The sequence below is a fragment of the Blastococcus sp. OS1-29 genome (assembly GCF_057628075.1).
The window spans coordinates 293,248-309,151 of record NZ_JBXXJK010000001.1; the positions used below are offsets into that span (position 1 = coordinate 293,248).

Here is a 15,904-nt window from a genome sequence, read left to right on the forward strand (position 1 = left end):
AGCCGGGCCGCCTACGCTCGGATGCGTGTCAGCGACCGCCCCTGTCGAGCCCGCCTACGCCCGGCCCGTGCGCCTGCGCCGCCCCACGCGCGCGGCGCTGACCGGCGCTTCTCCGTTCGATCCGGAGGAGACGCCGCTCTCGCGCACGAGGCGCGCCCGCCGGATGGCCCGCGAACTGGCGGTGCTCCACCCCGACGCGCACTGCGAGCTCGACTTCACCAGTCCGTTCGAGCTGCTGGTCGCCACGGTCCTCTCGGCGCAGACCACCGACAAGATGGTCAACAAGGTGACGCCGACCCTGTTCGCCCGCTATCCGGACGCCGTCGCGCTCGCCGGTGCCGACCGGGACGAGCTGGAGGCGATCCTCAAGCCGACCGGGTTCTTCCGCGCCAAGGCCAACTCGGTGCTCGGCCTCAGCCAGGCGCTGGTCGAGCGGTTCGACGGCGAGGTGCCGGGCCGGATGGCCGACCTGGTGACGCTGCCGGGCGTGGGCCGCAAGACGGCGAACGTCGTCCTCGGCAACGCCTTCGGGGTGCCGGGGCTCACCGTCGACACCCACTTCGGGCGGCTGGTGCGCCGCTTCGGCTGGACCGAGGAGGACGACCCGGTCAAGGTCGAGGCCGAGATCGCTCGGCTGGTGCCGAAGAAGGAGTGGACCGACTTCAGCCACCGGGTGATCTTCCACGGACGACGCGTCTGCCACGCGAAGAAGGCCGCCTGCGGGGCGTGCGGCCTCGCGCAGTGGTGCCCGTCCTACGGCATCGGACCGGTCGACCCAGAGCTGGCCACCAAGCTGGTCAAGTCCCCGGCCGCGTCGGACACCGAATGAGACGGACGGCGGCGGCGGGCGCGCTCCTGCTGACGGTGGCGCTGAGCGGATGCTCCGCCGGCACGGGTGCCGCCACGCCTCCGGCGGCATCGGGGTCCACGCCGCCCGGCGCGCTGCAGGCCTGTCCCGAGCAGTCCCGGACCGCGGCGACGGGTGCCGAGGTCCTGCCGGCGCTGTCCTTCGACTGCCCGGGCGGCGGCACCCTCGACCTCGGTCGGGCGCCGGGGGAGCCCACGGTGCTCAACCTCTGGGGCAGCTGGTGCACGCCCTGCCGCGAGGAACTGCCGCTCCTGCAGCAGTTCGCCGACGCCGCGGCTGGGCAGGTACGGGTCATGGGCGTGATCAGCAAGGACGGCCGCCCGCAGGCCGAGTCGTTCGCCGCCGATGCCGGCGTCACCTTCCCCAGCGCGTTCGACGGGAAGGGTGACCTGATGACCGACCTCGGCCTGCGTGGCCTGCCGTACACGTACTTCCTCGACGCCGACGGTGCGGTCGTCTACACGCAGATCGGCCCGGTCGCGTCGGTGGACGAGCTCCGCGCGCTCACCGCCGAGCACCTGGGAGTGCAGCTGTGATCCCGGAGTACCTGAAGCGGCTGATCGACTCCGCCGACGACCTGCCGCTGCGGCACCGGATGCCGGAGGCCACGGCGACCGCGCGGCGATCGGCGGTGCTGATCCTCTTCGGGGAGGGCCCCCGCGGCCCCGACGTCCTGCTGATCGAGAAGTCCGCGCACCTGCGCAGCCACGCGGGGCAGCCGGCCTTCCCCGGGGGCGGGGTCGATCCGGGTGACGACTTCCCGATCGGGACGGCGCTGCGGGAGGCCGAGGAGGAGGCGGGGATCGATCCGGAGGGCGTCCGCGTGCTGGCGACGCTGCCCGAGCTGTTCCTGCCGCCGTCGAACCGGCTGGTGGTGCCGGTCATCGGCTGGTGGGACGACCCGCGGGACGTGACGGTCGGCGATCCGGACGAGGTCGCGCGCGTCGCCCGCGTGCCGCTCGACGACCTGACCGACCCGGCCAACCGGTACCGGCTGCGGCACCCGGCGGGGTTCATCGGGCCGGCTTTCTGCGTCGCCGACATGGAGGTCTGGGGCTTCACCGCGGGGCTGCTCGACGCGATTCTCGACGCGGCGGGGCTGGCCCGGCCGTGGAACACCGCCGACGTGCGGCCGTTGCCCGAGTCCGCGATCCGGCCCTACCGGCTCCCCGGCTCGGCCAACGACGAGGAGGACGACGCCGCCGCGCCGACGGTCGCGGACCCCGCGCCGGACGGCCCTCCGACGCGTACGGTTCCCGGGCGATGACAGAAAGGACCTTCGTGCCCCCCACCCTTCGCAGGCTCAGGATGGGCCCCTGCACGAAGGCCATCGCCGCACAGGTCCCCGTGGTCGCGGCCGTGATGGTCCTGTTGACCGGCTGTGGCGGAGACTCCCCGGCGGCGTCCGGCGCGGCGCCGACCACGGCCGACGGGGTGGGCACGGTGACCGTCGCGCCCGACGGCGTCCAGGAGATCACCCTGCAGACGCAGGACGACTACGTCTTCACTCCCGACCACTTCACGGTGGCGCCCGGCAAGGTGCGGCTGACCGTGACGAACGTGGCCAAGCAGGCCACCCACGCCTTCGACTTCACTCCCGGCCAGGGCCCCGCGCGGATCGACGCGTCGATCCCACTGCTGGCGCCGGGGGAGAAGAAGACGATCGACTTCGACGTCGCCGCCCCGGGCGACTACCCGTTCGACTGCGCGTTCCACGTGCAGCTGGGGCAGGTCGGCACGATGACGGTCCGGGGCTGATCGGCCGGTGTCCTTCGTCGACCTGGTGCTGATCGCCCTCGCGCTGCTGTTCGCCCTCTCCGGCTTCCGCCAGGGCCTGCTCGTCTCGGCCACCTCCATCGTCGGGTTCCTGGGCGGCGCGGTCCTGGGCGCCCAGCTGTCCCGGTCGGTGGCCGACCGGATCGACGGGTCGAGCGTCACGCGGGTGTTCGCCGCGCTCGTCGTCGTCCTCGCCGGGGCGTTGCTGGGCCAGATCCTGGCCGGAGCAGCCGGCCGTGCCCTGCGCTCCCGGGTGACCTGGGAACCGGCGAAGCTCCTCGACTCGGTCGCGGGGGCCGTCGTCTCGTCGGCGGCGGTCCTGCTGGTGGCCTGGATGGTCGCCTCCCCGCTGGCCAGCTCGCCCTTCCCGTCGGTGTCCAGCCAGGTGCGGCAGTCCGCGCTCGTGCAGGCGGTCGACAGGGCCGTGCCCGACAGCGTGCGGGCGGTCTACAACAACCTGCGCGACGCCATCGACCGGCGCGGGCTGCCCGACGTCCTCGACCCGCTGACGCCCACCCAGGTGCGCGACGTGCCGGCGCCCAACCAGCAGTTGCTCAACAGCCCTGTCGTGGCACAGGTGCAGGACTCGGTGGTCAAGGTCAGTGGCATCGCGCCGTCGTGCTCCCGCCAGATCGACGGCTCCGGGTTCGTCTATGCGCCCGAGCGGGTCATGACCAACGCCCACGTGCTCGCCGGGGTCACCGATCCGATCGTGCACGTCGGCGGCGACGAGTACGACGCGACACCGGTCTTCGTGGACCCGGAGGTCGACATCGCCGTGCTCGACGTCCCGGGCCTGCCGGAGAGCCCCCTGCCGTTCGCGCCGCACCCGGCCGCCACGGGCGCGGACGCGATCATCATGGGCTTCCCGGGCGGCGGCCCGTTCTACGTCGGGGCCGCCCGCGTGCGCGACCAGGGGGAGATCAGCGGGCCGGACTTCCGCAACACGCAGACCGTGCGCCGCGACGTGTACGCCCTGAACGGCATCGTGCGGGCCGGCAACTCCGGCGGCCCGCTGTTCGCGACCGACGGGACCGTGCTCGGCGTCGTCTTCGCCTCAGCGATCGACGACCCCAACACCGGTTACGCGCTCACCGCGCTCCAGGTGGCCGACGCCGCGCGCGCGGGCGCGAACGCGACGGCCCAGGTGGGCACCGGTCCCTGCGAGTAAGTCCCCGGAAAGGACCCCGTTCTCCTCACCGCTCGCACGCTCGCGGCGAGCCTCTGAACGGGGCCGGGGTCAGCGCGCCCAGACCTCTATTGCGGCGGTGATTTCGTCGGGTGCCTCTTCCTGCGGGAAGTGCCCGATGCCGGGCAGCTCCCGCCATTCGTAGGCGCCTGCGACGTAGCGGCCGGAGCCGCGCGCGGTGCCGGGCAGCACGCAGGTGTCGAGGGCGCCGTGCACCTGCAGCGTGGGGGCGGTGATCGGCGCGGCCATCCGCCGGGCGTAGCGCAGGCCGTCGGGTCGCAGCTGCGAGCGCGCCGCCCAGCGGTGGTACTCCATCGCGCCGTACGCCGCCTGCGGGATCCGGGACGCCGACCGGTAGCGGTCGACGGCCTCCGCGAAGTCCGCCGTCCGCCGCCACTCGGGCCCGGCCCAGCGCTGCATCAGGTCGGCCACCGGGTCGTCGTCGGCGCGGGTGAGCATGCGCTCGGGCAGCCGCGGCACCTGGAACCTCAACGCGTAGGCCGACGCCCGGCGCTGCCGTGAGTCGGTCATGCCGGCGCGCAGCCGCCGCGGGTGCGCCATCGACAGGACGACCAGCCGCCGGACGCTGCGCGGGTGCAGGGCCGCCGTCGTCCAGCCGAGCAGGCCGCCCCAGTCGTGCCCGACGACGACGGCGTCCTGCTCTCCGAGCGCCCGCACGAGCGCGGCGACGTCGGCGGACAGCGTCGGCAGGTCGTAGCCGCGCGGCGGCTTGTCGCTGGCGCCGTAGCCGCGAAGATCCGGGGCGACGGCGTGGAACCCGGCGGCCGCCAGGGCCTCCAGCTGGGTGCGCCAGGTCCACCAGAACTGCGGGAACCCGTGCAGCAGCAGGACCAGCGGTCCCGTACCGGCCTCGGCGACGTGCAGGACGATGCCGTTCGCGGAGATGCTGCGGTGGTTCCAGGGGCCGGGCAGCAGCACGCTGGTCGCGTCCGGCGGCCCGTCCGGTGGGACGGTCACGAGGTCGGGGTCAGAGCGTGTACGACTCGGTGCCCGGCCGCTGGACCCGGCCGTTGGTGATCTCCGGGACGGCGCGGTGGCGCTCGCCGGGCGCCTCGCGGTGCAGCACCTCGGGCAGGTCGTGCAGCGTCTCGAGCGTGCGCTCCGGCTTCTCGATCTTCTTGATGAACCGCCGTCCGACCAGCGCGGCGAGGCCCGCGACGAGCACCAGCGCGAACCAGACGATCAGGTAGGAGATCCACCGCTGCAGTCCCAGCCAGGTGATGAACTCGGCGAGCGCGATGAAGAAGAAGAACGCCGAGAACGCCAGCACGACCCCGGCGGCGCCGAAGGCCCCCGCGCCGATGCCGGCCTTCTTCGCCGCCTTGCCGACCTCGGCCTTCGCCAGCTCGATCTCGCCGCGCACCAGCGTCGAGAAGTCGGCCATCGCGCTCTGCACGAGGGTGCCGACCGAGGGCTCGGTCGTTCCCGCGGACCCGTCGCGCGGGGCCGGTGACACGGTGTGGGCCACGGGGGCTCCTCCTTCGTAGGGCAGGGCTGCTCAGGGGAATCGTGCCTCATGGGGGCTGTTTCCACGCATTTCGGCTCCCTCCCGGGCACCGCCCCGGCTCCGAGCAGGGTCCGGCCGCGAGCCTGCGAGTGGTGGGGGGCGAGGGGTGTTTTCAGTCCTCGGACGGCGCGGCGGGCAGCTTCTCCTTGATCAGGTTCATCACGGAGGAGTCGGTGAGGGTGGTGACGTCGCCGAGCTCGCGGTTCTCCGCGATGTCGCGCAGCAGCCGGCGCATGATCTTGCCCGACCGGGTCTTGGGCAGTTCCTGCACCACCATGATCTGGCGCGGCTTGGCGATCGGGCCGATGTCCTTGCCCACGTGGTTGCGGAGCGTCTGCACCAGCTCGTCGCCGGAGTCCTCGCCGCTCTCGCGGAGGATCACGAACGCCACGATGCCCTGACCGGTGGTGGGGTCGCTCGCGCCCACCACGGCCGCCTCGGCCACCGCGGGGTGGCCGACCAGCGAGGACTCGACCTCGGTGGTGGAGATGCGGTGGCCGGACACGTTCATGACGTCGTCCACCCGGCCGAGCAGCCAGATGTTGCCGTCGGCGTCCTTCTTGGCGCCGTCCCCGGCGAAGTAGAAGCCCTGGTCCTTGAACCGGGACCAGTACGTGTCCACGTAGCGGTCGTCGTCGCCCCAGATGGTGCGCAGCATCGACGGCCAGGGCTCGGTCAGCACCAGCAGGCCGGTGGAGTCGTCGGAGAGCTCGTTGCCCTCGTCGTCCACCACCATCGCGGAGATGCCCGGGAAGGGGGTCTGCGCCGACCCCGGGACCAGCGACGTGACGCCGGGCAGCGGGTTGATCATGTGGCCGCCCGTCTCGGTCTGCCACCAGGTGTCGACGATCGGGCAGCGACCGCCCCCGATGTTCTGGTGGTACCAGAGCCAGGCCTCGGGGTTGATCGGCTCACCGACCGACCCGAGCACCCGCAGGCTGGAGAGGTCGAAGCCCTTCGGGACGTCCTCGCCCCACTTCATGAACGTCCGGATGACGGTCGGCGCCGTGTACAGGATCGTCACGCCGTACTTCTGGATGATCTCCCACCAGCGGCCGCGGTGCGGCGTCTCGGGCGTGCCCTCGTACATGACCGACGTGGCCCGGTTGGCCAGTGGCCCGTAGACGATGTAGCTGTGGCCGGTCACCCAGCCGACGTCGGCCGCGGTCCAGAAGACGTCGTCGTCGGGCTTGAGGTCGAAGCTCGCCCAGTGGGTGTAGGCGACCTGGGTCAGGTAGCCACCGGTCGTGTGCAGGATGCCCTTCGGCTTCGCCGTCGTCCCGGACGTGTACATGATGTAGAGCGGGTGCTCGGCGTCGAAGGACTCCGGCTCGTGCTCGGTCGACTGCTTGTCGACGACGTCGGACCACCAGAGGTCGCGTCCCTCGGTCCAGTCGACGTCCTGACCGGTCCGCTTGACGACGACGACGTTGCGGACGCCGGGGCTGCGGCCCACCGCGTCGTCCACCGCGGGCTTCAGTGCGCTCGGGGCGCCACGGCGGTAGCCGCCGTCGGAGGTGATGACCAGCACCGCTCCGGAGTCGTCGAGCCGGCTGGCCAGCGCGTCGGCGGAGAAGCCGCCGAAGACCACCATGTGGACGGCGCCGATGCGGGCGCAGGCCAGCATCGCGATGACTGTCTCGGGGATCATCGGCATGTAGATGGCGACCCGGTCGCCGGTCTGGACACCGAGCTCGAGCAGGGCGTTGGCCGCCTTGCAGACCTCGTCCTTGAGCTGGGCGTAGGTGATGGTCCGGGTGTCGTCGGCCGGTTCGCCCTCCCAGTAGTAGGCGACCTGGTCGCCGTGGCCGTCCTCGACGTGCCGGTCGACGCAGTTGTAGGCGACGTTGAGCTTGCCGCCGACGAACCACTTCGCGAACGGGGGGTTGCTCCAGTCGAGCACCTCGTCCCAGTCCTGCGTCCAGGTCAGCCGGCGGGCGGCCTTCTCCCAGAACGCGAGCCGGTCGGCGGCCGCCTCGTCGTAGACGTCGGGGCCGACGTTGGCGTGTGCGGCGAGGTTCTCGGGCGGTGCGAAGGTGCGGCCCTCGGCGGAACTCGACTCGCTCATGTCTACCTCCGTATGACCTACGTGTGGCGCGGCTCCCACCACACCGTATGGGGTCGCCCCGGTTCCCGTCTCCCGATGGGGTGCCCCGCAGACTTGCCCGGTGGACGACGTCGCGCAGGCCTCGGTCGCGGCGCGCCTCCCGGGCGCCGCAGGGCTCGGGTTGGTGCTGCCGCCGGCCGCGCCGCTGGTGCCCGCCGCCGACCTCGCCGACCCCGACCGGGTGGCGCGGCTGATAGCGGCGCGGGCCCGCACCGTCGACCGGGTGACGGCGACGGTGTGGTGGTACTCGGTGTCGACCGTCCTGCTGACTCCCGCGCTGGCCGGGCTGGTCACCGGCATCCCGCTGTCGGGCCGGCTGGCCGACACGGCACTGGCGTTCCGGGGCGACGGGCTGCCGGTCGCGGCTGTCTCGACGGCGAGGACGGACGACGTGGCCGCGGACCTGCACGAAATGCTGACCGCCGCCGTCACCGCGGTAGCCGCCGCGGGACGGATGCGCTCGAGCCCGCTGTGGGCGATCGCGACCGACTCGATCGCGAACCAGCTGCTCGCCCTCGGCCGGGCGCTGGGGGACGTGCCGGGCGCGACGGCGCACGCGGCGCCCCTGGCCTCGGCGATCGGGGCTCCGCTGCCGGTGCCGCGCTACGTCGATGTCGCGGGCGCACGGTTCACCCGGCGGGCGTCGTGCTGCCTCGTGGTCGAGCTGCCGGGAGGGGCCTTATGCACGTCCTGCCCGCGCCGGACTCCGGTCGAACGGCAGGCGCTGCTGGAGCAGGCCGCCCGCTGGTTCTAGCGCCGGGGGGACGACGCGATGTCCCTGAAAGCGGCATCAAGGCAACGTTCCGGCCGATGGGACCGCCCCCGCCGAGAACGTCACCCGGGAAAGACCGACGGCGCGTTACCGAACGGGACGCCCGTGCGCTTCCGGTACAGCCGGCAGATCTTGTCGTCCGGACCTGAGGGCCGCTCACCCTCGGGGTGTCGCTGGACGTAGGAGTGGAATGCGAACCGGCACCGCAGTGGCTTCCGAGTCATGGACCCACGCCAGGAGTCGCCGTTCCCACCCGGAAGGGGAATACGGCGCCTCGGGCGCCAGCCTGTCCGATGCGCGGGCGTACGGCCGGCTGGACGGGCTACGTAACGCTGAAATGGGTCAGCCCGGGCGGAGTCGGGAAGCGTTCGTCCAGGTAGGGCGGCCATGGACGATGTCGTGGGCTCGCAGACGGCGGGCGTTGTGGTGCCCGATGGTGGAGCTGGGTGGGGGACTGTGCATGCCGTGCCCCGGACGGGAGCCGGCCGAGCGTGAGGCGTTGCTGGAGCAGGCCGCCGCCTGGTTCTGAATCACGTGCACTCCGGGTCCGGTTGCCCGATTCGGACAAGAATGCGGTCCCTATGCCCCTGTTCGGCGTCCAGCAATGGCGGGACGATCTCCGCCATGCCGGTGGTGCGTGCAGTCCTCCTGGTCGTCGTCGCCTTCGCGTTCCTGATGGCCGTGTCGCTGGTCTTGATCCGGGACACCGGCCCTCTCGAGAAGGTCGTGCTCGCCGCCGTCGCAGTCCTGCTGGCGACGTTGGTGCCGCGCATCCAGCGGCTCGGCAGACCTGTCACTCGGTAGCCGGTTCCGCGCCGAGGCCGTCCTCACGGCAGGAAGAGCATCGAGTCGCCGAACTCGTGCCAGAGGTACCGCTCGGCGACGGCGCGCTCGTAGGCCGCCGCGACCAGCTCCGGGCCCGCGACCGCCTCCAGCAGCTGCAGGTGGCTGGCCTCCGGCTCGTGCAGGCCGGTGATCAGCCCGGTCACGACCCGGGCCGGCCGCTCGCGGCCCAGGACGACATCCGTCCAGCCCTCACCTGCTCGCGTTCCGCCGTCCTCGTCGGTGACCGTCTCCAGTGCCCGGGTGACTGTCGTGCCCACCGCGACCACCCGTCCTCCGGCCCGCCGGGTGCTGTTCACCAGCCGCGCCGTCACCTCCGGGACGGCGAACCGCTCCGGGTAGGGCGGCTCGTGCAGCTCGGGGCTGGAGACGCCGGTGTGCAGGACCAGCGGGACCACCGGCACGCCACGCGCCATCAGCGCGACCAGCACCTCCGCGGTGAACGGCCGCCCGGCGCTCGCCATCTCCGCGCTGCCCGGCTGGGTCGCGTACACGTTCTGGAAGGCGGCGAGCTCGAAGTCGCCCTGCAGGTAGCCGTACTCGATCGGCGACCCGTGCGCGGGCAGGTACACCGTGGCGTCGACCGCCGGTGACGTGCGGGCGCGCCACAGCCGCGATGGCCGCGCGGGATCGGGATGTCCAGCGATCAAAGTGAGCCGGACGCCGCCAGGGAGCTCCAGTCGCGTGCCCGGTTCGCAGCCGAGGTCGGGCCCGCTGTTGTCCCGCCGGCGCAGCTCCACGACCCAGTCGCCGTCGTCGAGCGTCGTCGACCAGTGCAGCGGCACGGTGACGCCGTCCGCCCGTCGGACGGGCAGCCGGCCCGGCAGGGTGGCCGAGGTGTTGACGACGACCAGGTCGCCGGGATCGAGCAGCGACGGGAGGTCGCGGAAGCGGCCGCTGGTGACGCTGTCGGGGCGCAGGGCCATCAGTCGCACCTCGTCGCGCTGCAACCCGCGCCACTCCGGCGGTGTGGTCGCCGCCGCGTCGGCGGGCAGCGCGAACGTCGGCGTCATCGGGAGGCCTCCGCCGGAACCAGGTCGCCCGCGCGGTAGCGCCCGCTGGGCAGGTCGCCCTCGATCAACGCCAGCAGGGACGGGACGACGGTCTCCGGCGCCGGGCGGTCGCTGATGTCCTCACCGGGGAAGGCCGCCTGGTGCATGGCGGTGGCCATGTCGCCCGGGTCGACCGCGTAGACCCGCAGCTCCGGGTTCTCCGCGGCGAGGACGGCGGTGAGCTGATCGAGCGCGGCCTTGCTGGCGCCGTACCCGCCCCAGCCCGCGTACGCCTCGACGGCGGCGTCGGAACTGATGTCGACGACCGTGCCGCCGGCGGCCCGCAGCGCGGGGAGGGTGGCCTGCACGAGCGCGAGCGGCGCGGCGACGTTCACCTCCAGCACGCGACGGAAATCGTCGGCGCGGAGGTCGGCGAGGGCGGGGAGCGGGCTGGGACCGAGCTCGCTGGCGTTGTTGACGAGAAGGTCGAGCCGGGGTCCCACCGCCTCGGCCAGCACGGCGCGGTGTCCGGGATCGGCGACGTCGCCGGGGACGGCGGTGACGAGTTCGGAGGAGACGGTGGCATGCAGTCGCGCGGCGTCGCGGCCGTCGACGACGAGTCGCCACCCCCGGTCGGACAGGGCGGCGGCGAGGGCTCGGCCGAGGCCGCGGGAGGCGCCGGTGATCAGTGCGGTGCGGGAAGTCATGGGACTACCGTTGAACTTCAAGCGCACTTGAGGTCAAGGGGGTGCCGGGTGGAACTTCTGGCGATCGGCGAGGTGTCCGCGCGCTCGGGGATGGCAGCCTCCGCCCTCCGGTACTACGAGGACCAGGGGCTGATCAGCAGCACGCGGACGCCGGGTGGCGCGCGGCGATATCCCCGCAGCGTCCTGCGCCGACTCGCCGTCATCCGCGCCGCGCGGAACGTGGGGCTGTCCCTTCCGGAGATCCGCGCGGCGCTGGAGACCCTGCCCCCTGGTCGACCGCCGACCGCGACCGACTGGGCGGTCCTGTCGCAGGGCTGGCGGGACCGGCTCGACGAGCAGATCGCCGCCCTCTCGAAGCTCCGGGACGGGCTCAGCTCCTGCATCGGCTGCGGCTGCCTGTCGCTGGACCGGTGTGCGCTGTCCAATCCCGGGGACGTCGCTGCGCGCGAGGGCGCCGGTGCGCGGTGGCTGCCGCCTGCGCTGCGCCGGGTGCCCCCGGGCGGCTGACCGGCCGTGCCCTCGCAACCTGCGACGGCGGGGGCCATGATCGCCAGGACGACAGGGGGGAGGGGTCATGACCGTCATGCCCGCCGCGTTCTTCGGCCACGGGAACCCGATGAACGCGCTGGAGAAGAACCGGTACACCGAGGCCTGGCGGGCGTTCGGGCAGTCGGTGCCCAAGCCGCGGGCGATCCTCGTCGTCTCCGCCCACTGGTACGTGCAGGCGACCGCCATCACCGCCATGCCCAAGCCGCGGACGATCCATGACTTCTACGGCTTCCCGCCGGAGCTCTTCGCCGTCGACTACCGGGCACCCGGGCTACCGGAGCTGTACGACGAGGTCGCCGACATCGTGCACCCGACCTGGGTGGGCGCCGACCTGGACAGCTGGGGAATCGACCACGGCGCCTGGTCGGTGCTGATGCACGCCTTCCCGGAGGCCGACATCCCCGTCGTCCAGCTCTCGATCAACGCGCTCAAGCCGTTCGACTACCACCTCCAGCTCGGTGCCGCGCTCGCCCCGCTGCGGGAGGACGGCGTGCTCGTGGTCGGCAGCGGCAATGTCGTGCACAACCTCGGCGGGGTGAGCCGCGCGCTGCCCGACGCCGGGTTCGACTGGGCGCAGCGGTTCGACGAGCAGGCCAAGGAGATGATGCTGACCGACCCCACCGAGATCGGGCGGCTCGACGGGCACCGCGACTACGACCTCGCCGTGCCGACGCCCGAGCACTTCCTGCCGTTGCTGTACGTGGCCGGGGTCGCGGGTGCTACCAGCGCGCCCACCGACGTGCTCGTCGACGGTTACGCGTACGGCTCGTTGTCGATGACGGCCTACACGGTGGGGATGGAAAGCCCGGCCAGCGATGGCACCGGGTTCGCCGCGAGACTGCCGGACGGACCGCCGCCCGACGGCGCGAACATCTGAAAGGACCCCGTCCTCCCCACCCTTCGCAAGCTCAGGGCGGTGCCCGGGACGGGGCCGCGGGGCCTACTCCCAGTCCGTGTCGTCCGCCGGCGCCTCGTGTGGGCGGTTCAGGCCCACGACCTCACCGACCACCCAGACGGCCGGGGGTCGGACGCCTTCCCGCGCGATCGCATCGGGCAGCTCGGCGAGCGTGGTGCGCACCGTGCGCTGCGTCGCGATGGATCCGTCGGAGACGATCGCGACCGGCGTCGCGCCGGGGCGCCCGTGCTCCAGCAGTGACGCAGCGATCGCCGGCGCGGTGTCGACGCCCATCAGGACGACGACCGTCCCGCGCAGCCGCCCGAGCGCGGCCCAGTCGACGAGCGAGTTCGGATGACCCGGCGGCAGGTGCCCGGAGACGACGACGAACTCGTGCGTCAGGCCGCGGTGGGTGACCGGGATGCCGGCCAGCGCGGGGACGGCGATCGCGCTGGTGATGCCCGGCACGACCTCGACCGGCACGCCCGCGGCGACGCACGCCTCCAGCTCCTCCATGCCCCGGCCGAAGACGAAGGGGTCGCCGCCCTTGAGTCGCACCACCCGCTTGCCCGCCTGCGCGCGGTCGATGAGCAGCGCATTGATTTGCTCCTGCGCCATCGACCTCCCCCGCGGCAGCTTCGAGGCGTCGACGACCTCGACGTCCGCGGGCAGCGAGGACAGCAGTGCCTGCGGGGCGAGGTGGTCGGCGACGACGACGTCGGCCTGCGAGATCGCCCGCCGGCCGCGGACGGTGATCAGCCCGGGGTCGCCGGGGCCGCCACCCACGAGGACGACGGAGCCGCGCCGTCCGCCCGCGGGTACGCGGGACGCCCGGTCGGCGATCGAGCCGTCGGTCAGGCCCGCCACCACGGCGTCCCGGATGCCGATCGCCCGCTGCGGGTCGCCGCCGCCGTGCACGCCCACCACGACGTCGTCGTGCCGCCCGATCGCCGGCGTCCACACGCTGGAGGCACGGCGGTCGTCGGCACGGGCGCAGAAGATGTGCCCCTCCTCCGCCTCCGCGCCGACCGCCGCGTTGACGGCGGGGTCGTCGGTGGCCGCCACCGCGTACCAGGCGCCGTGGAGGTCCCCGGGCTCGTAGCCGCGCCGGATCCAGGTGAGCGAGCCCGCCGCGGCCCGCGACTCCAGCGCCGGGGTCACCTGCGGACTGACGACGGTCACCCGCGCGCCGGCGTCGAGCAGACCGGCGATCCGGCGGTGCGCCACCTGCCCGCCGCCGACGACGACCACGCGCCGGCCCGACAGTCGCAGCCCGACCGGGTAGACGGGTGCGCCGGGACCTGCGTGCGGAGGCGGCTCGGTGCTCAGCAGGACTCCTCGGGACGGACGGGTCGGCACAGGATCCCATCCAGCACGTGCGGCAGCTCCAGCACGCTGTGCGTGATCCTGCTCGGACCGCCCGGTGGCCCGAGTTCTGTGCGGCTCGGGAGGAACCGACCCCGTGGCGCGCCTACCCTTGCTGGTCGGTACACCAGCGAGGAGGAAGCACGCTGTCCGACGACATCGAAGCCGAGACGCGGACCAGCACGGACGACGCCGTGCTGCTGTTCATCGGCGGACCGCTCGACGGCCGGGTGGAGGTCCGTGCCGCGCGGCACGGCGACCCGCTGCCGACGGTCACCCATGTGCATCTCCACGACGGGCCCAAGGTCGTGCACCGCTACGACCTCGAGCCGCTCATCGACGGCGTCGGCATCTACAACCTGCGGCCGCCGGCGCGTAAGCCCGCGCCCGACCGGGCGGACTGACGGCTCACCAGCCCTGCGCGCGCCGGGCCTCGGCGACGACGCGGTCGAAGCGGACCCGGTCCAGCGCCGCGCCCTCCCGGCGGACGGCGCCCGGGTCGAGCACGAGCAGTCGGTCCAGGCGTACCTCGCTCGGCCGACCGCGGGAGTCCCAGGCGCCTGCCCCCAGATCGGTCCAGTGGCGACCGTGGCGGGCCTCGTCGGCGGCGTCCAGGTCGTGATCCTGGCTGGAGAGCATCAGCCCCAGCAGGTCCCTGCCTCGCCGGCCGATGACGAGGACCGGACGGTCCTTCCCGCGCCCGTCGTCCTCGTCGTAGGGCACCCACGCCCAGACGACCTCGCCGGGGTCGGGGCGGCCGTCGTCGCGCGGCCGGTACTCGACGTCAGGGGCCGGCTGCCCGCGGGTGTGCGCCGGCCGGCGGAGCACCCGAGCGACCCGCCCAGCGACACGGAGCAGGTCTCGGGCACGCGGCATGGCGCCACCGTACGACCACTCAACTGTCACTTGTGACACATCGGCACCAATTGGTCACGGACAGGGTTCATTCTGCCGATGAGGGGGCACCATGGTCCCAACGGGGCGTCGTGGCGGGGCCCCCGGGAGAACGGGGACTCCCATGACGACGTCCGAACCGGCTCGTCCGGCGGCACCGCGGGCGCGGGAGGTGCAGGCGAGCGTGCTCGCCGCCTTCCAGCTCGTCGAGGACGCCCACTACTTCGGTAGCGACCGTCGGCCCCGGCGGTGGCGCGCCCGCGTGATGGCCGAGCGCGCCGTCGCCGACCGCAAGCTCGCCCGCGACCTGGCCAGCTGACCTCAGGTCACGCAGAACTCGTTGCCCTGCGGGTCGGCGAGCGTGACCCACTCGTACGGCCCCTGGGACTGCCGCCAGAGCTCGGTGGCGCCCAGCCCGACCAGGCGGACCACCTCGGCCTCGCGGCGCTCGGCCCCCACCCGCACGTCCAGGTGCACGCGGTTCTTGACCGTCTTGGGCTCCGGCACCGCCTGGAACAGCACCCGGGGGCGGCCGGGATCGGGCGAACGCAGGGCCGCGCCCGTTCGCCACACCAGCGCCCCGCGGTGGCGCACCGTGTCCTCCTCGGACGCAGCGCCGGAGTCGACCATCCGCTGGATGAGCGCCTCGTCCTGCGGCTCGACCTGCCAGCCGAGCGCCTCGGCCCACCAGTCGGCGAGCTCGTGCGGGGCCGTGGAGTCGATGGTCACCTGGAGGTCGAACGCCATGGCCGCACGCTAGGGCAGGCCCCGTTCAGGGGCTCGCCGTGAGCTTGCGAACGGTGAGGGGAACGGGGTGTTCTTCTCACAGCTCCAGCGCGAGGTCGGCCCGCAGGGTGGCCTCGTCCGGGATGGTCTCGTCGCGGCAGTGGTCGCGCAGCACCTGGGAGAACGGGGGGAACGCGGAGCGCTCGACCCGCCGCTCCGGGTCCCACAGGCCCGACCGCATCACCGACTTCGAGCACTGGAAGTAGGCCCGCTCGACCTGCAGGACCAGCACCGACAGCGGGGGGCGGCCGAACTCGGTGAAGTCGATGCCGAGCGCGTCGGAGGCCAGCAGGCTGGTCCTTCCGTAGACGCGCAGCGTCTCGTCGATGCCGGGCACGAAGAACATCAGCGCCGCGCGGGGGTTGGCCACCACCTTGCGCAGGCTGTCGACGCGGTTGTTGCCCTGCCGGTCGGGGAGCGCCAGCCGGTTGCCCTCGAGCACGTGGACGAAGCCCGGCTCGCCGCCGCGGGGCGACACGTCCGGATCGCCGTCCGGCGAGGCCGTGGCCAGCGTCGCGAAAGGCGACAGCCGGATGAACGCCGCGCAGTGCTCGTCGATGCGGTGGATGACCTTGTCGAGGACGCGCTGTCCGGGCGTCCGGTACCGGTCGAGGGGGGATTCAGGCACGGGGC

20 protein-coding genes are annotated in these 15,904 nt (G+C 73.1%); 11 read left to right on the forward strand and 9 right to left on the reverse strand.

Going from position 1 to position 15,904, the window contains the following annotated elements; genetic code table 11:
• The first annotated feature begins 25 nt into the window (after window positions 1–25).
• Genes nth through AC2H4J_RS01430 form a run of 5 tightly spaced genes read left to right on the forward strand, consistent with a single transcriptional unit; the run spans window position 26 to window position 3,815 of the window.
• Window positions 26–829: an endonuclease III gene (gene nth / locus AC2H4J_RS01410; RefSeq protein WP_487463035.1), complete on the forward strand. Its 804-nt coding sequence runs from the start codon at window positions 26–28 to the stop codon at window positions 827–829.
• Window positions 826–1,404 (forward strand): TlpA family protein disulfide reductase, encoded by a 579-nt coding sequence (locus AC2H4J_RS01415; RefSeq protein WP_487463036.1) that lies wholly within the window; start codon window positions 826–828, stop codon window positions 1,402–1,404. The genes nth and AC2H4J_RS01415 overlap by 4 nt, the downstream gene beginning before the upstream one ends.
• Window positions 1,401–2,135, forward strand: a complete 735-nt coding sequence (locus tag AC2H4J_RS01420; protein ID WP_487463037.1) for an NUDIX hydrolase — start codon at window positions 1,401–1,403, stop codon at window positions 2,133–2,135. The genes AC2H4J_RS01415 and AC2H4J_RS01420 overlap by 4 nt, the downstream gene beginning before the upstream one ends.
• Before the next feature lie 14 nt (window positions 2,136–2,149).
• Window positions 2,150–2,626 (forward strand): cupredoxin domain-containing protein, encoded by a 477-nt coding sequence (locus tag AC2H4J_RS01425; protein WP_487463038.1) that lies wholly within the window; start codon window positions 2,150–2,152, stop codon window positions 2,624–2,626.
• A 7-nt stretch (window positions 2,627–2,633) separates the two neighbouring features.
• Window positions 2,634–3,815 (forward strand): MarP family serine protease, encoded by a 1,182-nt coding sequence (locus AC2H4J_RS01430; RefSeq protein ID WP_487463039.1) that lies wholly within the window; start codon window positions 2,634–2,636, stop codon window positions 3,813–3,815.
• 69 nt (window positions 3,816–3,884) lie between these two features.
• Here the strand turns inward: AC2H4J_RS01430 and AC2H4J_RS01435 are convergent, their stop codons facing one another.
• From AC2H4J_RS01435 to acs, 3 genes are all read right to left on the reverse strand, one after another.
• Window positions 3,885–4,811 carry an alpha/beta fold hydrolase gene (locus AC2H4J_RS01435; protein WP_487463040.1) on the reverse strand — a complete coding sequence of 309 codons (927 nt, stop codon included), beginning with the start codon at window positions 4,809–4,811 and terminating at the stop codon, window positions 3,885–3,887.
• A gap of 10 nt (window positions 4,812–4,821) precedes the next feature.
• Window positions 4,822–5,322 carry a phage holin family protein gene (locus AC2H4J_RS01440; RefSeq protein ID WP_487463041.1) on the reverse strand — a complete coding sequence of 167 codons (501 nt, stop codon included), beginning with the start codon at window positions 5,320–5,322 and terminating at the stop codon, window positions 4,822–4,824.
• A gap of 151 nt (window positions 5,323–5,473) precedes the next feature.
• Window positions 5,474–7,429: an acetate--CoA ligase gene (gene acs, locus AC2H4J_RS01445; RefSeq protein ID WP_487463042.1), complete on the reverse strand. Its 1,956-nt coding sequence runs from the start codon at window positions 7,427–7,429 to the stop codon at window positions 5,474–5,476.
• 100 nt (window positions 7,430–7,529) lie between these two features.
• Here acs and AC2H4J_RS01450 point away from each other — a divergent pair, with 100 nt between their 5' ends.
• Together AC2H4J_RS01450 and AC2H4J_RS01455 are read left to right on the forward strand one after the other, a co-directional pair.
• Window positions 7,530–8,222: a (2Fe-2S)-binding protein gene (locus AC2H4J_RS01450; RefSeq protein WP_487463043.1), complete on the forward strand. Its 693-nt coding sequence runs from the start codon at window positions 7,530–7,532 to the stop codon at window positions 8,220–8,222.
• 642 nt (window positions 8,223–8,864) lie between these two features.
• On the forward strand, window positions 8,865–9,044 hold the full coding sequence (locus AC2H4J_RS01455; RefSeq protein WP_487463044.1) for a hypothetical protein: 180 nt from the start codon (window positions 8,865–8,867) through the stop codon (window positions 9,042–9,044).
• Between the two features lie 23 nt (window positions 9,045–9,067).
• Here AC2H4J_RS01455 and AC2H4J_RS01460 read toward each other — a convergent pair whose 3' ends face one another.
• On the reverse strand, window positions 9,068–10,096 hold the full coding sequence (locus AC2H4J_RS01460; protein ID WP_487463045.1) for an S-adenosylmethionine:tRNA ribosyltransferase-isomerase: 1,029 nt from the start codon (window positions 10,094–10,096) through the stop codon (window positions 9,068–9,070).
• On the reverse strand, window positions 10,093–10,782 hold the full coding sequence (locus AC2H4J_RS01465) for an SDR family NAD(P)-dependent oxidoreductase (RefSeq protein WP_487463046.1): 690 nt from the start codon (window positions 10,780–10,782) through the stop codon (window positions 10,093–10,095). The genes AC2H4J_RS01460 and AC2H4J_RS01465 overlap by 4 nt, the downstream gene beginning before the upstream one ends.
• Before the next feature lie 48 nt (window positions 10,783–10,830).
• Here AC2H4J_RS01465 and soxR point away from each other — a divergent pair, with 48 nt between their 5' ends.
• Both soxR and ygiD read left to right on the forward strand, forming a co-directional pair.
• Entirely contained in the window at window positions 10,831–11,289 is a 459-nt protein-coding gene (gene soxR / locus AC2H4J_RS01470) for a redox-sensitive transcriptional activator SoxR (protein WP_487463047.1), read from the forward strand.
• Between the two features lie 67 nt (window positions 11,290–11,356).
• Complete coding sequence (gene ygiD, locus AC2H4J_RS01475) at window positions 11,357–12,208, forward strand: 4,5-DOPA-extradiol-dioxygenase (protein ID WP_487463048.1); 852 nt, start codon at window positions 11,357–11,359, stop codon at window positions 12,206–12,208.
• A 63-nt stretch (window positions 12,209–12,271) separates the two neighbouring features.
• Here the strand turns inward: ygiD and cobA are convergent, their stop codons facing one another.
• Window positions 12,272–13,585: a uroporphyrinogen-III C-methyltransferase gene (gene cobA / locus AC2H4J_RS01480; RefSeq protein WP_487463049.1), complete on the reverse strand. Its 1,314-nt coding sequence runs from the start codon at window positions 13,583–13,585 to the stop codon at window positions 12,272–12,274.
• A gap of 200 nt (window positions 13,586–13,785) precedes the next feature.
• On the opposite strand from cobA, the gene AC2H4J_RS01485 reads away from it, so the two are divergent.
• Entirely contained in the window at window positions 13,786–13,995 is a 210-nt protein-coding gene (locus AC2H4J_RS01485) for a hypothetical protein (protein WP_487463050.1), read from the forward strand.
• A gap of 4 nt (window positions 13,996–13,999) precedes the next feature.
• Here the strand turns inward: AC2H4J_RS01485 and AC2H4J_RS01490 are convergent, their stop codons facing one another.
• Window positions 14,000–14,467: a type II toxin-antitoxin system PemK/MazF family toxin gene (locus AC2H4J_RS01490; RefSeq protein ID WP_487463051.1), complete on the reverse strand. Its 468-nt coding sequence runs from the start codon at window positions 14,465–14,467 to the stop codon at window positions 14,000–14,002.
• Window positions 14,468–14,609: 142 nt separating this feature from the next.
• Between AC2H4J_RS01490 and AC2H4J_RS01495 the strand changes: the two genes are divergently transcribed.
• Entirely contained in the window at window positions 14,610–14,804 is a 195-nt protein-coding gene (locus AC2H4J_RS01495; protein ID WP_487463052.1) for a hypothetical protein, read from the forward strand.
• A 2-nt stretch (window positions 14,805–14,806) separates the two neighbouring features.
• On the opposite strand, the gene AC2H4J_RS01500 is transcribed toward AC2H4J_RS01495, so the two are convergent.
• Together AC2H4J_RS01500 and AC2H4J_RS01505 are read right to left on the reverse strand one after the other, a co-directional pair.
• On the reverse strand, window positions 14,807–15,232 hold the full coding sequence (locus AC2H4J_RS01500; protein WP_487463053.1) for a VOC family protein: 426 nt from the start codon (window positions 15,230–15,232) through the stop codon (window positions 14,807–14,809).
• A 76-nt stretch (window positions 15,233–15,308) separates the two neighbouring features.
• Window positions 15,309–15,899, reverse strand: coding sequence for an MSMEG_1061 family FMN-dependent PPOX-type flavoprotein (locus AC2H4J_RS01505; protein WP_487463054.1), 591 nt, complete (start codon window positions 15,897–15,899; stop codon window positions 15,309–15,311).
• Window positions 15,900–15,904: the final 5 nt, after the last annotated feature.

Coding starts and splice junctions, on each gene's coding strand:
- ygiD (WP_487463048.1), top strand. CDS start 11,357: ATGACCGTCATGCCCGCCGCGTTCTTCGGCCACGGGAACCCGATGAAC.
- AC2H4J_RS01460 (WP_487463045.1), bottom strand. CDS start 10,096: ATGACGCCGACGTTCGCGCTGCCCGCCGACGCGGCGGCGACCACACCG.
- AC2H4J_RS01490 (WP_487463051.1), bottom strand. CDS start 14,467: ATGCCGCGTGCCCGAGACCTGCTCCGTGTCGCTGGGCGGGTCGCTCGG.
- AC2H4J_RS01500 (WP_487463053.1), bottom strand. CDS start 15,232: ATGGCGTTCGACCTCCAGGTGACCATCGACTCCACGGCCCCGCACGAG.
- AC2H4J_RS01455 (WP_487463044.1), top strand. CDS start 8,865: ATGCCGGTGGTGCGTGCAGTCCTCCTGGTCGTCGTCGCCTTCGCGTTC.
- acs (WP_487463042.1), bottom strand. CDS start 7,429: ATGAGCGAGTCGAGTTCCGCCGAGGGCCGCACCTTCGCACCGCCCGAG.
- AC2H4J_RS01495 (WP_487463052.1), top strand. CDS start 14,610: ATGACGACGTCCGAACCGGCTCGTCCGGCGGCACCGCGGGCGCGGGAG.
- AC2H4J_RS01465 (WP_487463046.1), bottom strand. CDS start 10,782: ATGACTTCCCGCACCGCACTGATCACCGGCGCCTCCCGCGGCCTCGGC.
- AC2H4J_RS01415 (WP_487463036.1), top strand. CDS start 826: ATGAGACGGACGGCGGCGGCGGGCGCGCTCCTGCTGACGGTGGCGCTG.